The organism is Flagellimonas onchidii (assembly GCF_004804315.1).
Classification (GTDB): Bacteria; Bacteroidota; Bacteroidia; order Flavobacteriales; family Flavobacteriaceae; genus Flagellimonas; species Flagellimonas onchidii.
In genome coordinates this window covers 1-19,653 of record NZ_SRXX01000020.1, presented here as the reverse complement: position 1 = coordinate 19,653, position 19,653 = coordinate 1, and the positions used below count along the sequence as shown (strand labels likewise).

Genomic DNA, 19,653 nt, shown 5'->3' with positions numbered 1-19,653 from the left:
TTTATACGTCTTATCAAACCTGAATATTGAAAATGTGTGGCATCAAAAAAGGTAACAACGAAGGCTCTATGGGAAGTAAATCAAAATATCAAACCATGAAATCATCTCAAAATATCCAAAAAGGGAGTGGAACTAAAAAAATCAAAAAGGAAAACACTCAGGATATAATAAGTAAATCAATTTTTTAATCATTTAAATCTTTAATTATGAGTACTATCAAAAATCATGTACAGTTAATTGGAAATGTTGGTATTGAGCCAACTATCACAAACCTAGAAAGTGGAAAGAAAGTAGCCCGTTTATCCTTAGCTACAAATGAGAATTACAAGGATAGCAACGGAGAAAAACAGACCGATACCAATTGGCATACGGTTGTAGCTTGGGGCAAGGTTGCAGAAATCATTGAGAAATATGTGACCAAAGGCAAAGAGATTGGTATTTCGGGCAAGCTCAAAACACGCTCCTATGAGACTCAAGATGGTAACCAACGCTATGTTACCGAAGTGGAAGCAAATGAAATCCTGCTTTTGGGGAGTAAGTAAACATTAAAAATAAAGAGGGTGATACCGTGGAAAGTTGCACCCTCTTTTTCATCATTCACTTAATAAGAAAACAATGAGAGGCAAAGTTAACGAAATAAGCATCAGCTATAAAGAAGGAATCAACTTATCCCATTCACCTAATATCAAGAGTTCAATGGATGCTGCAGAAGTATTATACAAACAATGGGATAAAGACAGTATTGAACTGCATGAAAGTTTTAAGGTGCTATTATTGAACAACTCCAATAAAGTCAAAGGAATTTACGAACTATCCAAAGGAGGAATCACAGGAACGTTGGTAGATATGCGAATCCTTTTTGCAACCGTTTTAAAATCTCTATCCGTAGCCATTATTTTGGCACACAATCACCCTTCAGGAAAATTACAAGCCAGTGAAGCGGATATTCGATTGACCAAGAAAATACAAAAAGCTGCAAAGTTTTTAGATATTGCAGTGCTAGACCACTTAATCATAACACCAGATGGAAACTACTATAGCTTTTCCGATAATCATATTATTTGAGGCTAATTGATACGAATTACCTATGGTCGGGTTTCGTCAAATTTCTTAGATTTAAGAGGTTGAAACTCGACTATTTTTACGTGTGATTATCCTATCTTGATTTGACTTTCCTGATAATCGTACTCATCAAAAATTACAGCTAAAAGCAACTGACTTTTTAGTCAGGTTGTTTGGAATTTTGTTCGCTTTGGGCGAACGAAATGGAAAAGCAAGAGGGTAACACGCTGCGCGATGTTTCAGCAAGCCTCTTGTTTTTAAATAACTGTAAAACAGCTATTTAAAAAATAATTTCAACGATAATAATATTTAAAGTGTTGGTTTTTAGAGTAAAAAAGTGTTCAGCCCAGAAAAACCAATGAATTTTTAGAGTAAAAATGGATAACGGATACGAAAAAGAACAATTTACCACAATCAGTTTTAAAAGCTCGATAGCTAAAAAATTTCGGTCTTTTAGTAAGAAAATGGGAGTATCAAATTCGATGACCTTACTGATGATGTTGGACTTTTTTGAAACCAATAATGTTTCTCCAAAAGAGTCTATTGGTCCGACAGTCCATACCCTTGAAAACCTGATTAAAAAACGAGTAAGTGCGGTCATTGCCATTCTAAGGGATATGGAAAAAAGTCAGACCCGACCCACTGTGGCGATGATGCAATCCCTTTTTGAAGAAGCAGAACCAAAAAACAAACCTGCATTGGTCGAAAAGAAAGTATTGTTTCAGGAAAAGAAAACCAATGAAAATCAATTATAAATCGTAATGTATATCACCATAACACCCCAAAAGCTTGGAGGTTCATATTCACAAAGTGTTGCTGATTATGTGGATTATCTGGAGAAAGAAAATCAAGGTCTGGAGCAACAGGATATGGAACATTTTTTCAATCAATACGGTGATGAAATATCTGCTAAGGAAGTTATTAAAGAGATTGACGGCAACACAGCAAAATTGAAAAAGACAGAACCCAAGTTTTATTCCATTACGATAAGCCCAAGCAAGTATGAATTGAAACAGTTACAAAACAGTAGCAGCGATTTAAAAGCATACACCCGAGAAGTAATGAAAGACTATGTGGCATCGTTTAACAGGGAAATCAATGGCAGAGCCGTTACCATTGATGACATAAAATACTATGCGAAGATTGAACACCAACGTAAGTTCAAGGGAACCGATTTTCAGGTAAAAGAAAACCAACCCTATGCCACTAAAATACTTCAGTTGAAACAAGACACCCGAAGGATTGAAAATGGCAAACTGGAAGGTGGTATTTCAAAACTGAAGAAAAGAATCAACCAACTTGAAAAAGAAGCTCCGCACCAACAAAACGGAAAGCGAATTGTTCAGGGGATGAAAAAGGAAGGCAATCAGAGCCATATCCATATTATCGTAAGTCGAAAAGATGCTTCTAATTCCGTGAGCCTATCTCCAGGAAGTAAATACAAAGCTTCAGAGGTTGTGATGAATGGCAAGAATGTCAAGCGGGGGTTCTATAGAGATTCATTTTTCGCTAATGCAGAAAAGACCTTTGATAAGCAGTTTGGATACAAGCGGAACTATGCAGAAACCTACCAAGCGAAGAAGGACTTTATCAAAAATCCCAAGCTCTATTTTTCGGTATTAATGGGTTTACCCACAACTGAAAAAGCAGCAGCTTTTAAAATCTTGGGAAAGTCAGGAGTGCCTATGATGAACATCCCAACCAATAAGGCGCAATTGGCTATCAAAGCTTTTAAAAGACTTAAAAAAGGTGTGGATGTCGCCATTAAATCTAGCTCCATTGGAATATGAGTTGGTCAATGGCACATATCATTCTTTATATAGTTGCTCCAACATTGTTTTTATGTTCAGTGCTTTATGTGTTTTTAAGTTCTTCTGGTGATAAGGCAGATAAAAAATATCAAGTCCAATTCAAAGTCAAATCAGGAACCTTTCAAATTGATAATATCAAACGAGGTGTTTCGGTAATAGGTTCTGCAGGGAGCGGAAAAACTGAAAGTGTCGTTTATAATTTTCTAAGGCATTTCAGCCAGTATTCCTTTTGTGGAGTCATTCATGATTACAAACATTTTGAACTCACCGAGATTGCTTATCCTTTATTCAAAGCTGTCAAAATTCCGTTTTACATTGTCTCCTTTGACACCATATATCATCGGGTGAATCCCATTGCTCCAAGTTATATGATAAATGAAGAAAGTGTCAATGAAGTTTCTAGAGTATTGATTGAAAATTTACTAGAACAAAAAGAATCAGGTAGTACGGGAACATCAAAATTTTTTACCGATGCAGCAGAAGGCTTGATTGCAGGATTGATATGGAAACTAAAAACTTCATACTCCAAGTATTGTACTTTGCCTCATTTAATAGCTATCTATCAGCTTTTAGATACGGAAAGCCTTATTGCGTTTCTGGAAAGTAATGTAACGGCTAGAGCTATGGCAGATGCTTTTATTAGCGGTAAAGATTCAGATAGACAAACTGCAGGGGTAAAAAGCACATTGGCCAATGCGTTTAAGAAGATAAGCACACAGCGCATCTTTATGGCATTATCTGCAGATGAAGTGCCATTAGACATCAATAGCCAAGAAAAGCCAGGTGTGATTTCCGTAGTGAACAACCCCAAATACGAATCGGCTTATTCTCCTATCATCGCCACCATAGTCCACACTATTACTAAGCAAATGAGTGTACGGAATGCAAAGCCTTCATTTTTAATGATGGAAGAGGCTCCCACCATTCGATTGTTGAATATGCACCGTATTCCTGCCACTTTACGGAGCTATAAAATTGCCACGGTTTATGTGATGCAAGACAAAATTCAAAATGATATGATGTATGGCGATAAAGCAAGTAAAGCGATTTTGAGCAATCTATCCTATCAGTTCTTTGGAAAGGTCAACGACCCCGATACTGCCAAATACTATGAACGCTTTTTTGAACTCATAAAGCAGCCTACCAAAAGTATAAGTAAAAGTAGCGGACTGAGTTTTGAAAGTCGAATCACAAAAGGAGAAAAGGAAGTCTCCAAACGTAGAGCGGATATCTTCTTTAGATTGAAGCAAGGTGAGTTTATAACATTCGCTGATGGAAAGGATAAAAAAGTACGGTTCAGATTATCCAAAATCAAAAAAGAACTTCCTGAAAAAAGAGAGCAGTTTTCACAAGTTGAATTACAATCGAATTTCGAGAAAGTATACCAAGAAGTAAGGTCACTTTTTAAAAACTGATTTATTCATTATTGAATTTTGTCTGTTTAGCAATAGTAAAAAAATACCAAAGAAAAGGTATCTTTTTTAGTGTTAAATTCTTATTTTGAATGCATTAAAAAGTAGTTAAAATGAAAGAAATCGATAATAAGAAAAGCTTCGAAATATGGTTAGATAATGGAGCAAAACAACCTTCGGCTATTCAAGCCGTAGAGCTAAATGATTACAAAGAAAAAATAATGAGACTAACATTTGACGAGTCTATATTTCTGGGATGTGAAATGACAGATGAACTGGCAGGTCATATTGTAAAAACAGGGGGGATGGTCATTTCTAACGGAGAAGGTATTGCTTTTGAAAACCACAGAGCGCATTTGTATACTGTAAAAGAGTTATTCAAAGGATTTGATATCAACAAGGTGAAAGGTTATGAAGAGACTTATGATTATAAAGTTTATGAAGAATACGTAGCTAATGGAATGGAAAACCCCTTATCTATTAGGACAAGTCTTATGAGACGGCTTCATGACCATAGCATTACAGATGCTTTGGGTGAAGTCTTAAAAGGTCGAAAAGTGGTGGCGATAATGGGAGGTCATTCTATGGAGCGTCGAGACCCATATTATTTGAGAGTTGCTAAAATTTCAAGAACACTGACGCAAAAAGGGTTTTTAATGGTGAGCGGTGGTGGCCCTGGTGCAATGGAGGCTACACATTTAGGTGCATATTTCGCTTGTAGAACATTAGAAGAATTAGAGCAAGCTGTTAACGAAATAAAAGTCCGTCCGTCTGGAGCTCCAGACGGAAAAGAATATGCTGATGAAGATTGGCTACATAGAGCTTGGAGAATAATAGAAAAATATCCTATTCCCAATGGCAAAGAAAAAGAATCGATGAGTGTTGGTATCCCGACTTGGTTGTATGGACATGAACCACCAGCACCCTTTGCAACACATATAGCTAAATATTTTGCAAATAGTGTTCGGGAAGATGGGCTTTTAGCTATAGCAAAGTATGGAGTGATTTTTGCTCCTGGAAGTGCAGGTACCACCCAAGAAATTTTTCAAGATGCAGCCCAAAATCATTATGCTCCATATAACAAACACGATTTTAAGAAATATGTCTCACCAATGATTCTTTTTGGAGAAAAGCGATGGACAGAGGAAAGACCTGTTTGGGATTTGATTAAAAAGGCGTCAGAAGGTAGACCTTATGGAGAATTACTTCATTTGTCGGAAGATGAGAATGAAATTATTGATATCATTTTAAAGTATAATCCAGAAGACTATTCTTTCCCTAAATAAAATTATTTTGTCTAATGAAATCAACTCAAAAACATAAAGATTATATCGGACGGATAAATAAAGCTATTCAATTCATCAACGAAAATCTAGGGAAGGAACTAAATTTAGCCATAGTTTCTAAAGTTGCATTTTATTCACCTTTCCATTTCCATAGGTTATTTTCCACCATTACTGACGAAACACTTAATGAGTATATTAATCGAAAAAGATTGGAACGGTCTGCTGCCGAATTAATGCGAGATAAATCCCTGACCATTGCAGATATTTTTTCGAAATATGGCTTTGCTTCCAATGCGTCCTTTAGTAAATCTTTTAAAAAATACTATGGTATTAGTCCATCTGAATTAAAAAATAAGACCAACGTATTCAGCAAGATTGAACAAATCAATAGCAAGAACGGACAAAAACAACTTTTGATTGACAGCTACATTTGCAACATTGATAATTATAAAAAATCGATGACGATGAATGTAGAAATTGAAATAAAGAAAATGCCTGCGAAAAAGGTAGCCTATATGTCTTATGTCGGCCCATTTGGACAATTAGGAAATACTTATGGTAAACTAATGCGTTGGGCAGGGCCTAAGGGGTTATTGGGCGGAAAAACAATTACAGTTTATCATGACGATCCTAATATTACAGATATTTCCAAAATGCGACAAAGCGCCTGTATAGAGCTTCAACAAGATGTGAAAGTAAGCGGTGAAGTAAATAAAATGACATTAAAAGAAGGGAATTATGCTGCAGGAAAATTTGAAATTGACTTTTCAGAATTTGGAAAGGCTTGGGGAAATATAATGATTTGGGTAGAAGAAAATGGTTATACCTTGGATGTAGCAAGTGATTGTTATGAAATTTATCATAACGACTTTAACAAGCATCCAGAGAAAAAGTGCATCGTTGAAATTTGTGTTCCTGTGAAATAATTCAGAACGACTGTATTGATATGACAAATCGTGAACAGACCAACACAATAGGTATTTTAGGTGCTACTGGAATAATCGGATTTGAGCTAACTGCTCATTTTTTACAAAAAAATGAAAATGTAGTTGCGATTGTTCGAAATCAAAATAAGTTGCACGATTTACTCAAATCACGGAACATATCTTCACTTAATAACCTTACGACCATTACGACATCAGACTTGTTTTTAAAAAATATGCTCGATGATTCATCTATAAAAAATCAACTGTTACAATGTAATTATATTTTTAACTGTGCCTCTCCACCTCTATCGTGGATGCCCTTTTCAAAAGCAAATAGAAATTGGAGAGCACCTGTTTCTACTTTGACAAAAAGTATAATTGCTCTAACAAAAAAGACTACTAAAACACCACATATAGTTGCGTTTTGCGGAACAGATTATTTTAAACAAGTTGATGGTACCAAAGGACCTTTGTTCGGCTTGATGTCCTCAGTCTTGCGAAGTTTTATTGGTGGATTAAAAGATAATCGCATTGAAGCTCTTTTCTTATTGAATAGTAATTATGATAATTGGACCGTATTACGTTGTGGCAGCATTAGGCCAAATACAGATTTAGAAGGAGATACAACAAAGATAGGTGTGGATTTTCATAAAGATAAAAGTGATTACAGGAAAGGCAAAGGAAAAGCATTGGTTATAGAAGATTTAGCTGCATTCTTAGTAGAGAATATTAGAAATAAAAAGTTTAAGAGTTTTACTAAAAAAATGCCTTTTATTTATAACACTAAGTTTTAAAAAAAATATGAAATACATTGAAATAAAAGGTGCAAAAACTCACAACTTAAAAAATATTGATGTCAATGTGCCAAAACATCAACTAGTTACTTTTACTGGTGTTAGTGGGAGTGGAAAATCGTCATTGGTTTTTGATACTATTTACACCGAAGCACAACGTCAATTAATTGATACATTTAGCACATTTGCCAGAAGACGTTTACCACAACTTACACGCCCAAATGTAGACGATATAAAAAACATCGCACCATGTATCGTTATTGACCAAAAACGATTAGGCAGAAGTAGCCGAAGTACAGTAGGGACGGTTACTGAAATCTACACCTATTTGAGAATGTTATTTTCTCGTTGTGGAAGTCCTTTCATTGGATGGAGTCACCTATTTTCATTCAACCATCCTGAAGGAATGTGTTCTACTTGTAGTGGACGTGGAAAAAAAATGATGATAGATGTCAATTTACTTCTTGATAAATCAAAAAGCATCAAAGAAGGAGGCATACTTCACCCATCTTATGACATTGAAAAGTGGTATTGGCGGGAAATTTTATATTCTAATGTCCTGCCATTTACGAAAAAGTTGGAGGATTTTACGAAAGAAGAAATGGAACTATTGCTTTATGCAAAAGACCATCCTATTAGTTATCAAGACAGGGGAAGAGTATATCATAGAAAATTTAAGGGAGTAATCTATAAATTAGAACAACTCTATATTGAAAAAGACGAAGACCAATTGGCTGGCGTTCAGTTAAAAGCTTATCAAAGGTTATTTAAACAAAGTACTTGCCCCGACTGTAAAGGTGCTCGGTTAAACCAAACCTCACTTTCTGTACAATTAGCAGGTGGTTATACTATTTCGCAACTCGTAAAAATGGAACTCATCGATTTGGATGTTGTAATAGAACGTTTACCAGAACACGAAGCATACGCAAATATGAAAGAGGTTGTTCAGACTTTGGTAGATAAAATACGGGCTGTACTGAAGCAGTTAATTGATATTGGCGTAGGTTATTTGTCATTGAACAGAACTGTACCAACGCTATCTGGCGGCGAAAGTCAACGAGTTAAATTGGCAAAACAGCTTAATTGTGACCTAGTGGATATGATATATATATTGGATGAGCCATCAGTTGGTTTGCACCCAAGAGATATCAATCACCTTATTGGCATTTTGCATCGTTTGCGTGACAAGGGTAATTCGGTTTTGGTGGTGGAACACGATGCGTTAGTTATAAATGCATCAGATTGGATTGTGGATGTAGGTTTGGGAGCAGGAAAAAATGGTGGAACAATTTTGTATTCTGGAACAACAGATGACATTCAAAAGCAAGATACGCCAACCGCAAGAGCATTAAAGCCTAAATTTTCTGAAACAACTTTCAAGCGAAGAAGTTGGAATGAAGCCTTTCAAATAAAAGATGCTACAAAGAATAATCTTAAAAATGTATCTGTAAATATTCCAAAAAATATTATAACCTGTCTTACAGGTGTGGCAGGTTCAGGAAAAAGTTCACTATTAGAAGAGTTTATTGACACAACTAAAGTCAATGACCAAAAAGACAAAATAATCATTATCGACCAAAAGCCAATTGGTAGAACATCTCGTTCTAATCCAGCAACTTATATGGGCATTTTTGATGAAATACGAAAACTATTTGCTTCGGAAAATAAGGTGCAAGCTTCCATCTTCAGCTTTAATTCAAAAGGAGCATGTAGTGAATGTAAGGGCAAAGGGTTTATTGAAATGGAGTTGTCTTTTATAGACGATGTAAGACTAGAATGTCAAATTTGTAAAGGAAAGCGTTATAAGAAAGAAGTATTACAATATCAGTATTCGAAAAAATCAATCTTTGATGTATTAGAATTGTCCATTTCGGAAGCCATTGATTTCTTTGGACAAAGAGAAGATATACAACACCAAAAAATCTTACATGGATTACAACTATTGCAAGATGTTGGTTTGGGCTATCTTAAATTAGGGCAATCACTTTCAACCCTTTCAGGAGGTGAGGCACAACGTGTAAAACTAGCATCTGAACTCAAAAAAAGTGGTAATGTCTATGTAATGGATGAGCCCACAACTGGATTGCACCCATCAGATATTGACAGGTTAATGAAAATTATTAATCAATTAGTAGAATCAGGTAACACGGTAATTCTTATTGAACACAATTTAGATGTTATTAGTCAATCAGATTGGATAATAGATGTTGGTCCTGAAGGTGGAAAAAATGGAGGAAAAATTATCGCTGATGGTACACCAGAAACGATTGCAAATAATGAATCTAGTATTACGGGGAAGCATTTGAAAAATTTACTAAAGTTAACCAGTGAGAGAGTATAGGGAATTCTAAAATTGAATTAGTCTACAATCACAAACTAGACTTAATGATAGAACTAACACACAGATTTAAAAACAAGCAAATTGACAGTCTTCAAAAAAATACTGGAGGAATTCAATTCGTCTCTAAATTCATTAGAACTCGAAATAGATGATGTTGTTTTAAAGTCTGAAAAAGGAATAAAAATTACTAAGTCAGCACTAAAATCAATCCGAAAGTATGCAAACGATTATCAATTTAATGATAAGCAAGAAGAGATAGACTTTTTTAAGAATATAAAACCAAGAATATATTGTAAACTGATATATTATGTGAAACTCTTCACTATTGAAAGTAAGCGACCTAGAAGCAGCAATAAATCACAAATTAAATATTTGGATTCTTATATCGAGAAACTTCAGGTTTATTTTAATGATAATTTGGAGTTCTATCAATATTACCGAAGAAATGCGACCTCATTGGATGAACAATATTTCTTAAGAGGGAGAACAGATATACGATTATTTCCAGATACATTTCATTGCTTTACCGATGAAGAATTCTCAACAAGCCATGATAATACTGTGGCCACCATTATGGCCTATGACATGCTCATAATTTATTTAAAGAAAGAAATTGATAAATTAGAAAACTATAATGGAATGGAAATGGCAATTAACCCTTATAATGGTTCAACTAATCTTTTTTGGACGGCTCATAAGACCGATTTAATAGAACTCATTTATGCGCTCCACAGCAGTGGGGCTGTGAATAGTGGAACTGCAGACATAAAGAAAATGGCTGCAGCCTATGAACAAATGTTCAATATAGATTTAGGGAATTACTATCACACATTTGTAGAAATTAGGTCTAGAAAATCAAACAACACCAAATTCCTTGATAAACTAAAAGAATCTTTGCTTAAAAAATATGAAGATTCAGACGAATAAATACCATAGTTGCACCCACGTTGGGTGATTGAAAAGTAGGTGTCCATTCATTTTTTTTGCTATCGTTTTGTGTCCTGATTTTTATCCATAGCAGACAATTTAAAACATTGTAACTCATTAAAAATGAGATAAAAAAGAACCCAACTTGGGATTATCTATTGAATTAATAGTACTAATCTTACCCAAATTTGTAGGACGAAAGTCAAATCAATGCAAAGCCGTCTAATATCTCTCATTTGATTGCAGACGGTTTTGTTTTCTAAAATCGTTTTATAAATGGGAGCAACTATAATTACTACCGAAGACCTTCGAGAGTTTAAAATGGAACTACTCGATGACATTAAGCAACTTTTACAAAACCAAAGCGGACAACCTGCTAAAAAATGGTTGAAATCTCCAGAAGTACGGGAGCTTTTAGGCATCTCACCTGGTACGCTTCAAAACCTGCGTATCAATGGTACGTTACCATATACTAAAATTGGTGGCGTACTGTATTATGACTATCAGGAAATCATACAGGTTCTGGAGAAAAACAAGATTCACAATAAATTCTAGCATTTGGTTTGCAAGACATCAATTATATCAAACATCTGAATGGTGTGTTTGAGCAGTTTTCGAAAGACAGTAGATTAAATCCAACCCACATCAGTTTGTATGTAGCCTTATTTCAAATTTGGAATAACAACTTTTTTAAGGATGAATTCTATATCAATCGAGAAGAAGTGATGGCATTTTCAAAGATTGGTTCTAAATCAACGTATCACCGCTGTATCAAGGAATTGAGTCATTGGAACTATTTGCTGTATACACCATCTCACAATCCATTCAAGGGAAGCCGAATCAAGATGTTCAATTTTGGAACAAGTACCGAACAAGCTCTGTACCCAAGCAATACCAAAATCGAGACAAGTACTGGACAAGCATTGGTACCTATAAACAAACATATACAAACCTTAGAAAACAGTAAAAACATAAACAAACGGCAATTTTTAGAAAATTCAAATTCTGAAAACGATGAAAACCATTTGGCAAGTGTCCCATATCAGGACAACCTAAAGACCAGTTCAGATAAAAACTATGATGACCCTTTATGAGCAATCCAAAACCACATATCATTGTTGAAGGAGCTGTCCAGTATGCTTTGGGTACCATGCGAGGTAATCAAATTTTGTATGATTTTGATAAAATGCTGGTCTACCTGGATGCTAAAGGGAAATTGCTTTTCGGGCAGAAATTTAAAATCTATAAAGAAGACCGAGATATTTTATACAAACTATGTCTGTACTTCATTCAGGATAGAATTGCCTGTAAAGAATTCGGAATTGATATCGATAAAGGGATTTTACTTTCTGGTCCTGTAGGCTGTGGTAAAACTTCCTTGATTCGCTTATTAAAACATCTCGTACCACATCGAAAGCCTTATGAAGTTGTACCCACACGAAACATTGTCTTTGGATTCAATCATATCGGTTACAAGACCATTGAAGATTATGGTAACACTCAATTTTTCTGCTTTGATGATTTAGGGGTCGAGCCTATGGGCAGACACTATGGTAAGGATTGTAATGTGATGGGCGAAATACTGCTATCTCGCCATGACCTATTTCTGGACAAGAAAATTAAAACCCATGCTACTACCAACTTAAATGCTGCAGAATTGGAAGAGCTTTACGGCATCCGTGTTCGTAGCCGTATGCGACAGCTTTTTAATTTGGTGGCTTTTGATAGGGGGAGCAGGGATAAAAGGAAGTAAAATCTAGTTAATAAGTCTTATGAAAACTACCTCAGAAATATGTTAAAAATATCCTTGACTTTTCTTATTTTGTTCAAAATTTGTCAAGTCCCTCATTGAACATTGAAAATAATGATTGGAGAGCACGTTAGAGTCCTCAGAGAGAGCCAAAACCTCTTGTTAAGAGAGCTGGCAGCAGAACTAAAAATAGATACAGCAATGTTGAGTAAAATGGAAAGAGGTGTCCGTCCTTTCCGAAAGGAAGACCTTGTGAAGCTTTCCAAAACTTTGAAAGAAGACCAAAATGAATTATATAAGATGTGGCTGGCAGACAAAATATTAAGAACAACAGATAATGATGAATTTACAAAAGAAGCACTAGAAATAGCACTTCGTAATTGTAATTCTGATGACAATAACTAGCGAATAGTTTTTAAAATATATGTCGAAAAGAATAGATAAAATAGTTGATGAAATAGTAGACCAATATACCTACGGTGATACTTCAGAAAGACCATGGATTATCGGCTTTAGCGGAGGTAAAGATTCTACTGTTTTATTGACATTGGTTTGGAAAGCATTAGAAAAGATTAAAGAATGGCCTACACCATTTCAACTTAGAAGACCAGTTCATGTAGTATGCAATGATACTTTGGTTGAAAACCCAGTTATCACTTCTTATGTAGATGATGTATTGGGTAAAATCGAAGTTGCCGCAAGAGAACAAGATTTACCAATCTTTGTAAAAAAGACAGCTCCAGCCATAGATGAAACTTTTTGGGTGAATGTATTGGGAAAAGGTTATCCAGTACCTAATAATTCGTTTCGCTGGTGTACTGACAAGCTAAAAATTAGACCAACATCAAAGTTTTTACATGAACAAATAGACGAAAAAGGCGAAGCCATTGTACTTCTTGGTACTCGATATGACGAAAGTGCTACTCGTGAACGTTCAATTAGAAAACATGAAATAAAAGGACAACGATTATCTAAGCATCAAAGTAGTATTAATACATATACCTATGCTCCGATAAAAGAATTGATGCTAGAAGAAGTATGGTATATCATCAACACTTTCCCTTCTCCCTGGGGATATGATAACTCTATCCTTTTTCAAATTTATGCAGATGCCAGTGCGGATGACTATGAATGTCCTACTGTCGTGACCAACAAAGAGCACTCATCTTGTGGTCAGTCAAGATTTGGATGTTGGACATGCACCGTAGTTAAAAAAGACAAGTCAATGTCTGCTTTGATTGATAATGGTCAACAATGGATGAAACCGTTATTGGATTTCAGAAATCAATTAGTAGAAGAAAGAAATGTACATGAGTACAGAATGCCAGAGCGTAGAGATGAAAGACCAGCAGTACGAGAAGATGGAACAAACTGGGGACCTTACTGGCCATGGTATCGTCATAAGAAATTAAAACAGTTACTAGAAATACAGAAAGAAATACAAAAAGAAAGACCTCATATCTCTTTAATATCAAACCAAGAATTGATTGCTATTCAGGTTACGTGGAATAGAGACTTGTATTTTGATAAAACCGTTGGTGACCTCTATCGTGATATTTTCAACAAAGATATTTCAACAAGCGAGCCTAATTCTTTGAATAATACTGAGAAACGTATTCTAAAGGAAATCTGTGAGGATGACATGTCTTACTATCATTTGATTGACAATCTTATTGCATTACAGGAAACAAAAACATTGATGGTATCCAAATATGGACTTCACAATGATATTGAGAAAAGAATTGAACGTTTTGTAAATCCTAAAGAATATGAAAATAAGTAAGATTACACTGCATAACTTTAGGATATATAAGGATACTAACGAAATAGTGTTTACTCCTTTCTCCAAGAAAAACATCAACGTTATAGCAGGAAGGAATGGGTATGGAAAAACTACACTGTTAACGTCTTTGTTGTGGGCTTTTTATGGAAAATTAATTGCACAAGTAGAGAATAAATATCGTTTAGATATTAAACAAGCAGGAGGCTATCAGAATTATTTAGAATCTCTTTTGAATAGAGAAATCAAATCAAATAGTGAGATTGAAAATCAAAATTTCTCAGTAGAAATAGAGCTCAAAGATTTGGCGATTCCAGCTTTACCATGTGATTCAATCACTATTAAAAGGTCATATAGCTTTATTAATAATGAAGAGAAGTTAAACATACTGATAAACGGTGCTGAAAATGAATTGACAAAAGAAGTTGGTTATGAGCTTTTTATCAATGATTTTATTCTCCCTAGAGAAATTGCTAAGTTTTTCTTTTTTGATGCTGAAAAGATAGTATCGCTGGCAGAAGCCAAATCTTTAGAAGAACTACGAAATTTAAATAAAGCCTATTCTGAAGTTTTAGGAATTAAGAAATACGAAGAGCTTAAAAAAAATCTAGAATCATTACGTTCTAAGCTGATTAGAGATGAAATTACCGAGAAGCAAAGACAAGAATTAGACAGGTTAAAAGACAAAGAAAGTCAATCAGCTAAATTGCTTGAAAATAACCTAGAAGAGCAACATACTTTAGAAGAACAAATAACTCACCTTAATCAACAAAGTAACCAACTTCAAGAAAAGTTGATTCGAGAAGGAAACTCGATAACCCTTGAAGAATTAACGGCTTTAAAAAGGGAACGAGACAGCTTAAAAAAAGAGTCTATTGAAATCAAGGGAGAGTTGAATTCAATTCTTGAATTAGCTCCTTTAGTGATGGCAGGAAAAAAGCTTACCGAATTAAAAAATCAATTAGATTTTGAATTCGAAAATAACATTGGTGCTAACAAGGTTGTAAAAAAAGAACTGGAAAATTTTTCCAACGACTTACTTTCTAAGCTTAAAAAATCGAGTTTAAAAAACACCTCTAATTTTGTTAGTATGATTGAGTCTTCACTTAAAGAAAAATTGGATAGCTCAAATCAAAAAGGAGATGTACTGGTAGCTTTAGAAGAAGAGCAGTATCGAAATTTCAAGGCTATTTATGCTAACATTAAAGGTGCATATAGCAATCAATTAAAGGATATAGTACAACGAGAAAAGAATAATCGTGTATTGCTATCCAGAACGTTGAATAAAATTAGGGAAGCGGAAGCTAGAAAGGATAATCATTTGGCGGTTAAACTTAGAGACAGAAAAAAACAAGCTGATAAAATGATAGACGAGATTCGTCTACAACAAAAAGCCCTTTCAGTAGAGGAAGGAATGCTAAAGGCCCAGAACAATTCTGATAAAAGGCAAGTTTCTGAACTAGAAAAGAAGTTTAAACTTGTGGATATTGACAACAAGAAGTTAAAAGCCACAGATATTGCTCTGGATAAAATCACCAAGCTTATTTCTAAAATCAAAGAAGAAAAAAAATACACGCTTCAAAAAACACTAAAGCTTATCCTGAATAAATTAATGCATAAGGAGAATTTTATTCATGATATCAATATTACCATTGATAAGGATACAATGAATATTGATTTGATTGATAAGAATGGAATCACAATAGATAAGGATTCATTATCCAAAGGAGAGCAGCAACTTTATGCTACAGCTTTATTAAAAGCATTGGTTGATGAATCTGGAATAAAATTCCCCGTATTTATTGATAGTCCGTTGCAAAAGTTTGATAAGTTTCACTCTAAGAATATTATTGAAGAATTCTATCCCTCTATTTCCGAGCAAGTAGTACTATTACCATTATTAGAAAAAGAACTTACAGCTAAAGAATATGAATCACTCAAAAATAATCTTCATAGCTCTTATTTAATTGATAATATAAATCATAATAGCTCCAGGATATCAGAAGCTGATTTAGATAATGTGTTTAGTGAATTAAATGAAGAAACCTATGTTTAAACAGATTAAGACCAGTGAAGATAATAGAGAAGTTGTAGCACAACTGACTAGAAAATTAAATCTAGGAAAGGAAAACATTATTGCTAGAATGGCATTAACTCATTCACTTTCTACAGACAGAAAGTTATCTTTAAAGGATATTCAAGATTCCAAAGGGAAAGAGTATTCAAAATCGGTTCTTTTAGGGGAACATGAGGATATATACATTGGTTTAATCTGTACACATTATAAGTTATATAAAACAGATAAAAATCTTCCAAAATATATCAAAATGCATATTGATGATGGTCTTGAATTACTTGATAATGAAATAAACGAAAATCCTAAGTTTGATGGATTTGATTTTATTGTGAATAAAATTAACACTAGTCTAAACCAACTATAATACCATGTCTCAAGATTTTAAAAAAATAAAAATTGAAGACCTTAAATTGGATTTGAAGAATCCTAGACTTCCTAAGTCAAAACAAGGGAAAGACGAAAAAACCGTCATTGAGTTCATGCTTCTTGAAGCGGCTACTCTAGAACTTATGATGGCTATAGGGCAAAATGATTATTTCGCTGGAGAACAACTTTTAGTTATTCCTGATGAAGATGATGAAGGCAAATATGTAGTAGTGGAAGGTAATCGCAGACTTACAGCTGTAAAGTTATTAAATGACCCTTCAATTTCGTCTGTCAAAAAAGAAAGCCTTCAAAAAGTATGTGCAGAAGCTGATTTTAAACCGAATGAGATTCCTTGTTTAATCTTTGAGCAAAAAGACCAAATACTTAAGTATTTAGGTTTTAGGCATATAACAGGAATTAAATCTTGGAGACTTTTAGAAAAGGCTCGATATCTTTTTGATTTAAAAGAGAGTGAATTTGCAGGGGTAGGTTTTTTACAGGCATGTAGAGATATAGCTAAAATGATAGGAAGTTCAAGTAGTTATATACGACGACTTCTTACAGGATTAAGTCTTTATAAAAAGGTAGAGGATGAAGGTTTTTACAGCATAGAAAATTTAAATGATACCAGATTTCACTTAAACTATTTCGTTGATGCACTAAATAAAGAAAATATTAGAAACTTTTTAGAAGTTGATTTCAATGAGGATGACCCAATTAAAAAGTTAAATGGAGATAATTTGGAATTACTTACTCATTGGTGGTTTGAAAAGACTGAAGGAAAATCCAGAGTTTTAGGAGATAGTGAAGGATTAAAAATGTTAGATGCAGTTATAGGAAGCCCAATAGCTTTAAAAGCTTTTAAGGATGAAGGAGCCACTATTGATGACGCTTATGACTTAACAGGTGAAATAGACTTACTTTTTAGAAAAGAAATTGAGAAAGCACTTTCATCTCTTCATAAAGCTGACGCTTATTCTAATAAAGTAGACGATTTTTACTCTGGAATGATTGAAGACTTGAAGACTATTAGGGAAATCGCTCTCAAAATAAGAAATTTTAAAATTCAGAAAGAGAACGAGGACGATGACTTTTAAAGAGAAAATTACCAGTAGTATTACAAATTTCACGAATATAGATATGCCTGATTACACGAGGGATAAGATGAATCTATATTGTGATTTCATAGAATTAATTGCCCTTTTTTCTAACCAAGACGGAACTAGTTATGGGGATGTCCAAGACAGATTTTTTGGAACCAAAGACTACAATTCCAGTAATCAAAGAGATGAAGATGAAACTTGGCTTTTAGAGGTTTTACTTATTGTTGAGGAACGGATAAATCTATTTGGAAACGATTATCCTTTTGATTTTCAAAATAGTGAAGTCTTGAAATTAAAAGAGGATTTGTCTTGGAAAAATAAGATGTATTTAGGAATGCTCATATCCTCTAAGCTAAACATTTTTAAAAGTTTTAAAACTGAATTAACTACAGAATTCGAGACAATCTCATATTACGTTTTAAAGAATTTTTTACCATCCAATTCTGTAATTAAGGAGTTTGGTAAAAATTCAGAGTATGCGGGGAACGCAAAAGCTAAAATTAGAGCTTTGGCTTCTGATTTGGGGTTGAAAATTGATGAGGATGAACTGGAAGGAATCTCGGAAAGAAATAATCAAGAAAGAGGTCTTGACATCATTGGTTGGATTCCATTTACGGATAGATGTATGAATCAACTAATTTATTTAGCCCAATGTGCTTGTGGAAAAGACACAGAGTCTAAATATCACGATACTAGAAGATTTGAAAATTATTTGAATTTTTACAAGACCAATCCACAGCATATTATGTTTATTCCATATTCTTTAATAAATCCCAAAAAGAATAAATTTTATCATTCTGATTTAATTGAAAAAGATTTCTTGGTTTTTGAAAGAAAAAGAATTTTAGATGTTTTTGACCAAGAAGAGACTTTTTCTGGATTAGATATTCTTAAAATAGTCGATGCCTGTACAATTGCTGTTACTGATTTGGTTTAACTAGAAGTACTTTTTTTATACAAATACGAATTCCCCTTCTTAATGAATTTAAGTTTGCCAGCTTCTCGCATATGCATGAGGTCGCAGGCTGAAATTTTCAGTTCTTTTCTCATTTCTTTACTGGTCAGGTAATTTGTTTCTTCTTTCATGATTATTTGGTCGAAGTAGGAACCAAAAAATTACGTTCCATTAGTCTCAACCAAATCAGTAGATATTATATGAAAAGAGTATTGCACCCACTAGTTCAAAAAACGAAAATCGAATTAAAAAGATTGGATAAAATAAAAGAACGAAGAAGTTGGGAGGAGCAGCGAAAATATAATGGCGAGTTTTTGCCTATTTCTGTTGAGCCAAAATTAAGGGCAAGAGCTCTGAAATTTATGAGTGATTTAATACATCTACTGGAAGCAAATGGACACGGTATTAAATTTGAGTATGACCGTTGCCATATCGAAATGTATGGGCAGCTTACCGAAATAAATTTAAGGCAAAAGTATTTCAGAAAACGTATTAAAGATTCATGGGGTTATGGTACTGATACTTATGAAAAAAGTGATAAGCTTGAATTTCAAGTTGGGTCTTATGCACGTAAAGGTTGGATTGATAGAAAAACTAAAAGTCTAGAGGATTACCTGCAAGTCATATACGATTACATTGAAAAAGACAGTAAGCGATGGGCTGATTTAAGAGAACGACAACGTATACAGGAAGAGAAAAATAAAATTCTGAGGGAGCAAGAAGCTGAGAAAGCTAGATTAATAGCGATAAAAGCCGAAAAATTGGAAAAACTAATTTTAGATGCTGAAAAATATGAAAAGGCTGTAAAGATTCGTACTTACCTAAAAGCCTTTGAAGAAAAGATGAATTCTAACAATGGATTAAGCACTTATGAAGGAAAAGAGTATTTGAAATGGGCCTATCAACAAGCTGAAGAGATAGACCCATTGACTGATGTTTATATGTAATAGTTAAGACTTAATCTGACAATCTTAATAAATTAGTTTAACCCTTAAATTAGATTTGTCAGATGAGTACAGAAGAAAAGATCATCAAACCAAAGTTAGGATTATTAGAACTTGCC

The 19,653-nt window shown here is 34.1% G+C and carries 20 protein-coding genes; all 20 read left to right on the top strand.

The genetic code is table 11. The features are described 5' to 3' along the window. Window positions 1-206 precede the first annotated feature (206 nt). Complete coding sequence (locus tag E4661_RS16665; RefSeq protein ID WP_136468600.1) at window positions 207-542, top strand: single-stranded DNA-binding protein; 336 nt, start codon at window positions 207-209, stop codon at window positions 540-542. Between the two features lie 73 nt (window positions 543-615). After that, window positions 616-1,065 (top strand): JAB domain-containing protein, encoded by a 450-nt coding sequence (locus E4661_RS16660; protein ID WP_136468599.1) that lies wholly within the window; start codon window positions 616-618, stop codon window positions 1,063-1,065. Between the two features lie 374 nt (window positions 1,066-1,439). Beyond that, complete coding sequence (locus E4661_RS16655; protein WP_136468598.1) at window positions 1,440-1,817, top strand: BfmA/BtgA family mobilization protein; 378 nt, start codon at window positions 1,440-1,442, stop codon at window positions 1,815-1,817. 6 nt (window positions 1,818-1,823) lie between these two features. Further along, complete coding sequence (gene mobB / locus E4661_RS16650) at window positions 1,824-2,852, top strand: MobB family relaxase (RefSeq protein WP_136468597.1); 1,029 nt, start codon at window positions 1,824-1,826, stop codon at window positions 2,850-2,852. Window positions 2,853-2,860: 8 nt separating this feature from the next. Further along, window positions 2,861-4,288, top strand: coding sequence for a type IV secretory system conjugative DNA transfer family protein (locus E4661_RS16645; RefSeq protein WP_240751514.1), 1,428 nt, complete (start codon window positions 2,861-2,863; stop codon window positions 4,286-4,288). A 110-nt stretch (window positions 4,289-4,398) separates the two neighbouring features. Continuing rightward, window positions 4,399-5,571, top strand: a complete 1,173-nt coding sequence (locus E4661_RS16640) for an LOG family protein (protein ID WP_136468595.1) — start codon at window positions 4,399-4,401, stop codon at window positions 5,569-5,571. 14 nt (window positions 5,572-5,585) lie between these two features. Beyond that, window positions 5,586-6,497, top strand: coding sequence for an AraC family transcriptional regulator (locus tag E4661_RS16635; protein ID WP_136468594.1), 912 nt, complete (start codon window positions 5,586-5,588; stop codon window positions 6,495-6,497). Window positions 6,498-6,517: 20 nt separating this feature from the next. Continuing rightward, window positions 6,518-7,291, top strand: coding sequence for an NAD(P)H-binding protein (locus E4661_RS16630; RefSeq protein WP_136468593.1), 774 nt, complete (start codon window positions 6,518-6,520; stop codon window positions 7,289-7,291). Window positions 7,292-7,298: 7 nt separating this feature from the next. Then, window positions 7,299-9,632: an ATP-binding cassette domain-containing protein gene (locus E4661_RS16625; protein ID WP_136468592.1), complete on the top strand. Its 2,334-nt coding sequence runs from the start codon at window positions 7,299-7,301 to the stop codon at window positions 9,630-9,632. An 81-nt stretch (window positions 9,633-9,713) separates the two neighbouring features. Further along, window positions 9,714-10,559 (top strand): RteC domain-containing protein, encoded by an 846-nt coding sequence (locus E4661_RS16620; RefSeq protein ID WP_136468591.1) that lies wholly within the window; start codon window positions 9,714-9,716, stop codon window positions 10,557-10,559. A 276-nt stretch (window positions 10,560-10,835) separates the two neighbouring features. Beyond that, the gene (locus E4661_RS16615) at window positions 10,836-11,114 is read left to right on the top strand and encodes a helix-turn-helix domain-containing protein (protein WP_136468590.1); all 279 of its coding nucleotides are present in this window, start codon (window positions 10,836-10,838) and stop codon (window positions 11,112-11,114) included. An 8-nt stretch (window positions 11,115-11,122) separates the two neighbouring features. Then, the gene (locus E4661_RS16610) at window positions 11,123-11,653 is read left to right on the top strand and encodes a hypothetical protein (protein WP_136468589.1); all 531 of its coding nucleotides are present in this window, start codon (window positions 11,123-11,125) and stop codon (window positions 11,651-11,653) included. Next, window positions 11,650-12,312, top strand: a complete 663-nt coding sequence (locus E4661_RS16605) for an ATPase (protein ID WP_136468588.1) — start codon at window positions 11,650-11,652, stop codon at window positions 12,310-12,312. The genes E4661_RS16610 and E4661_RS16605 overlap by 4 nt, the downstream gene beginning before the upstream one ends. A gap of 111 nt (window positions 12,313-12,423) precedes the next feature. Next, window positions 12,424-12,714: a helix-turn-helix domain-containing protein gene (locus E4661_RS16600; RefSeq protein WP_136468587.1), complete on the top strand. Its 291-nt coding sequence runs from the start codon at window positions 12,424-12,426 to the stop codon at window positions 12,712-12,714. Between the two features lie 19 nt (window positions 12,715-12,733). Beyond that, the gene (gene dndC, locus E4661_RS16595) at window positions 12,734-14,092 is read left to right on the top strand and encodes a DNA phosphorothioation system sulfurtransferase DndC (protein WP_136468586.1); all 1,359 of its coding nucleotides are present in this window, start codon (window positions 12,734-12,736) and stop codon (window positions 14,090-14,092) included. Further along, window positions 14,079-16,145, top strand: coding sequence for a DNA sulfur modification protein DndD (gene dndD, locus E4661_RS16590; protein WP_136468585.1), 2,067 nt, complete (start codon window positions 14,079-14,081; stop codon window positions 16,143-16,145). The genes dndC and dndD overlap by 14 nt, the downstream gene beginning before the upstream one ends. Further along, a complete protein-coding gene (locus E4661_RS16585) occupies window positions 16,138-16,530 on the top strand; it encodes a DndE family protein (RefSeq protein WP_136468584.1) in 393 nt (130 codons plus the stop codon). The genes dndD and E4661_RS16585 overlap by 8 nt, the downstream gene beginning before the upstream one ends. Window positions 16,531-16,534: 4 nt before the next feature. Continuing rightward, window positions 16,535-17,629, top strand: coding sequence for a ParB N-terminal domain-containing protein (locus E4661_RS16580; RefSeq protein WP_136468583.1), 1,095 nt, complete (start codon window positions 16,535-16,537; stop codon window positions 17,627-17,629). After that, window positions 17,619-18,572, top strand: a complete 954-nt coding sequence (locus E4661_RS16575; protein WP_136468582.1) for a hypothetical protein — start codon at window positions 17,619-17,621, stop codon at window positions 18,570-18,572. Before E4661_RS16580 ends, E4661_RS16575 begins: the two co-directional genes overlap by 11 nt. Window positions 18,573-18,790: 218 nt before the next feature. After that, complete coding sequence (locus E4661_RS16565; protein WP_136468580.1) at window positions 18,791-19,537, top strand: hypothetical protein; 747 nt, start codon at window positions 18,791-18,793, stop codon at window positions 19,535-19,537. Window positions 19,538-19,653 lie beyond the last annotated feature (116 nt).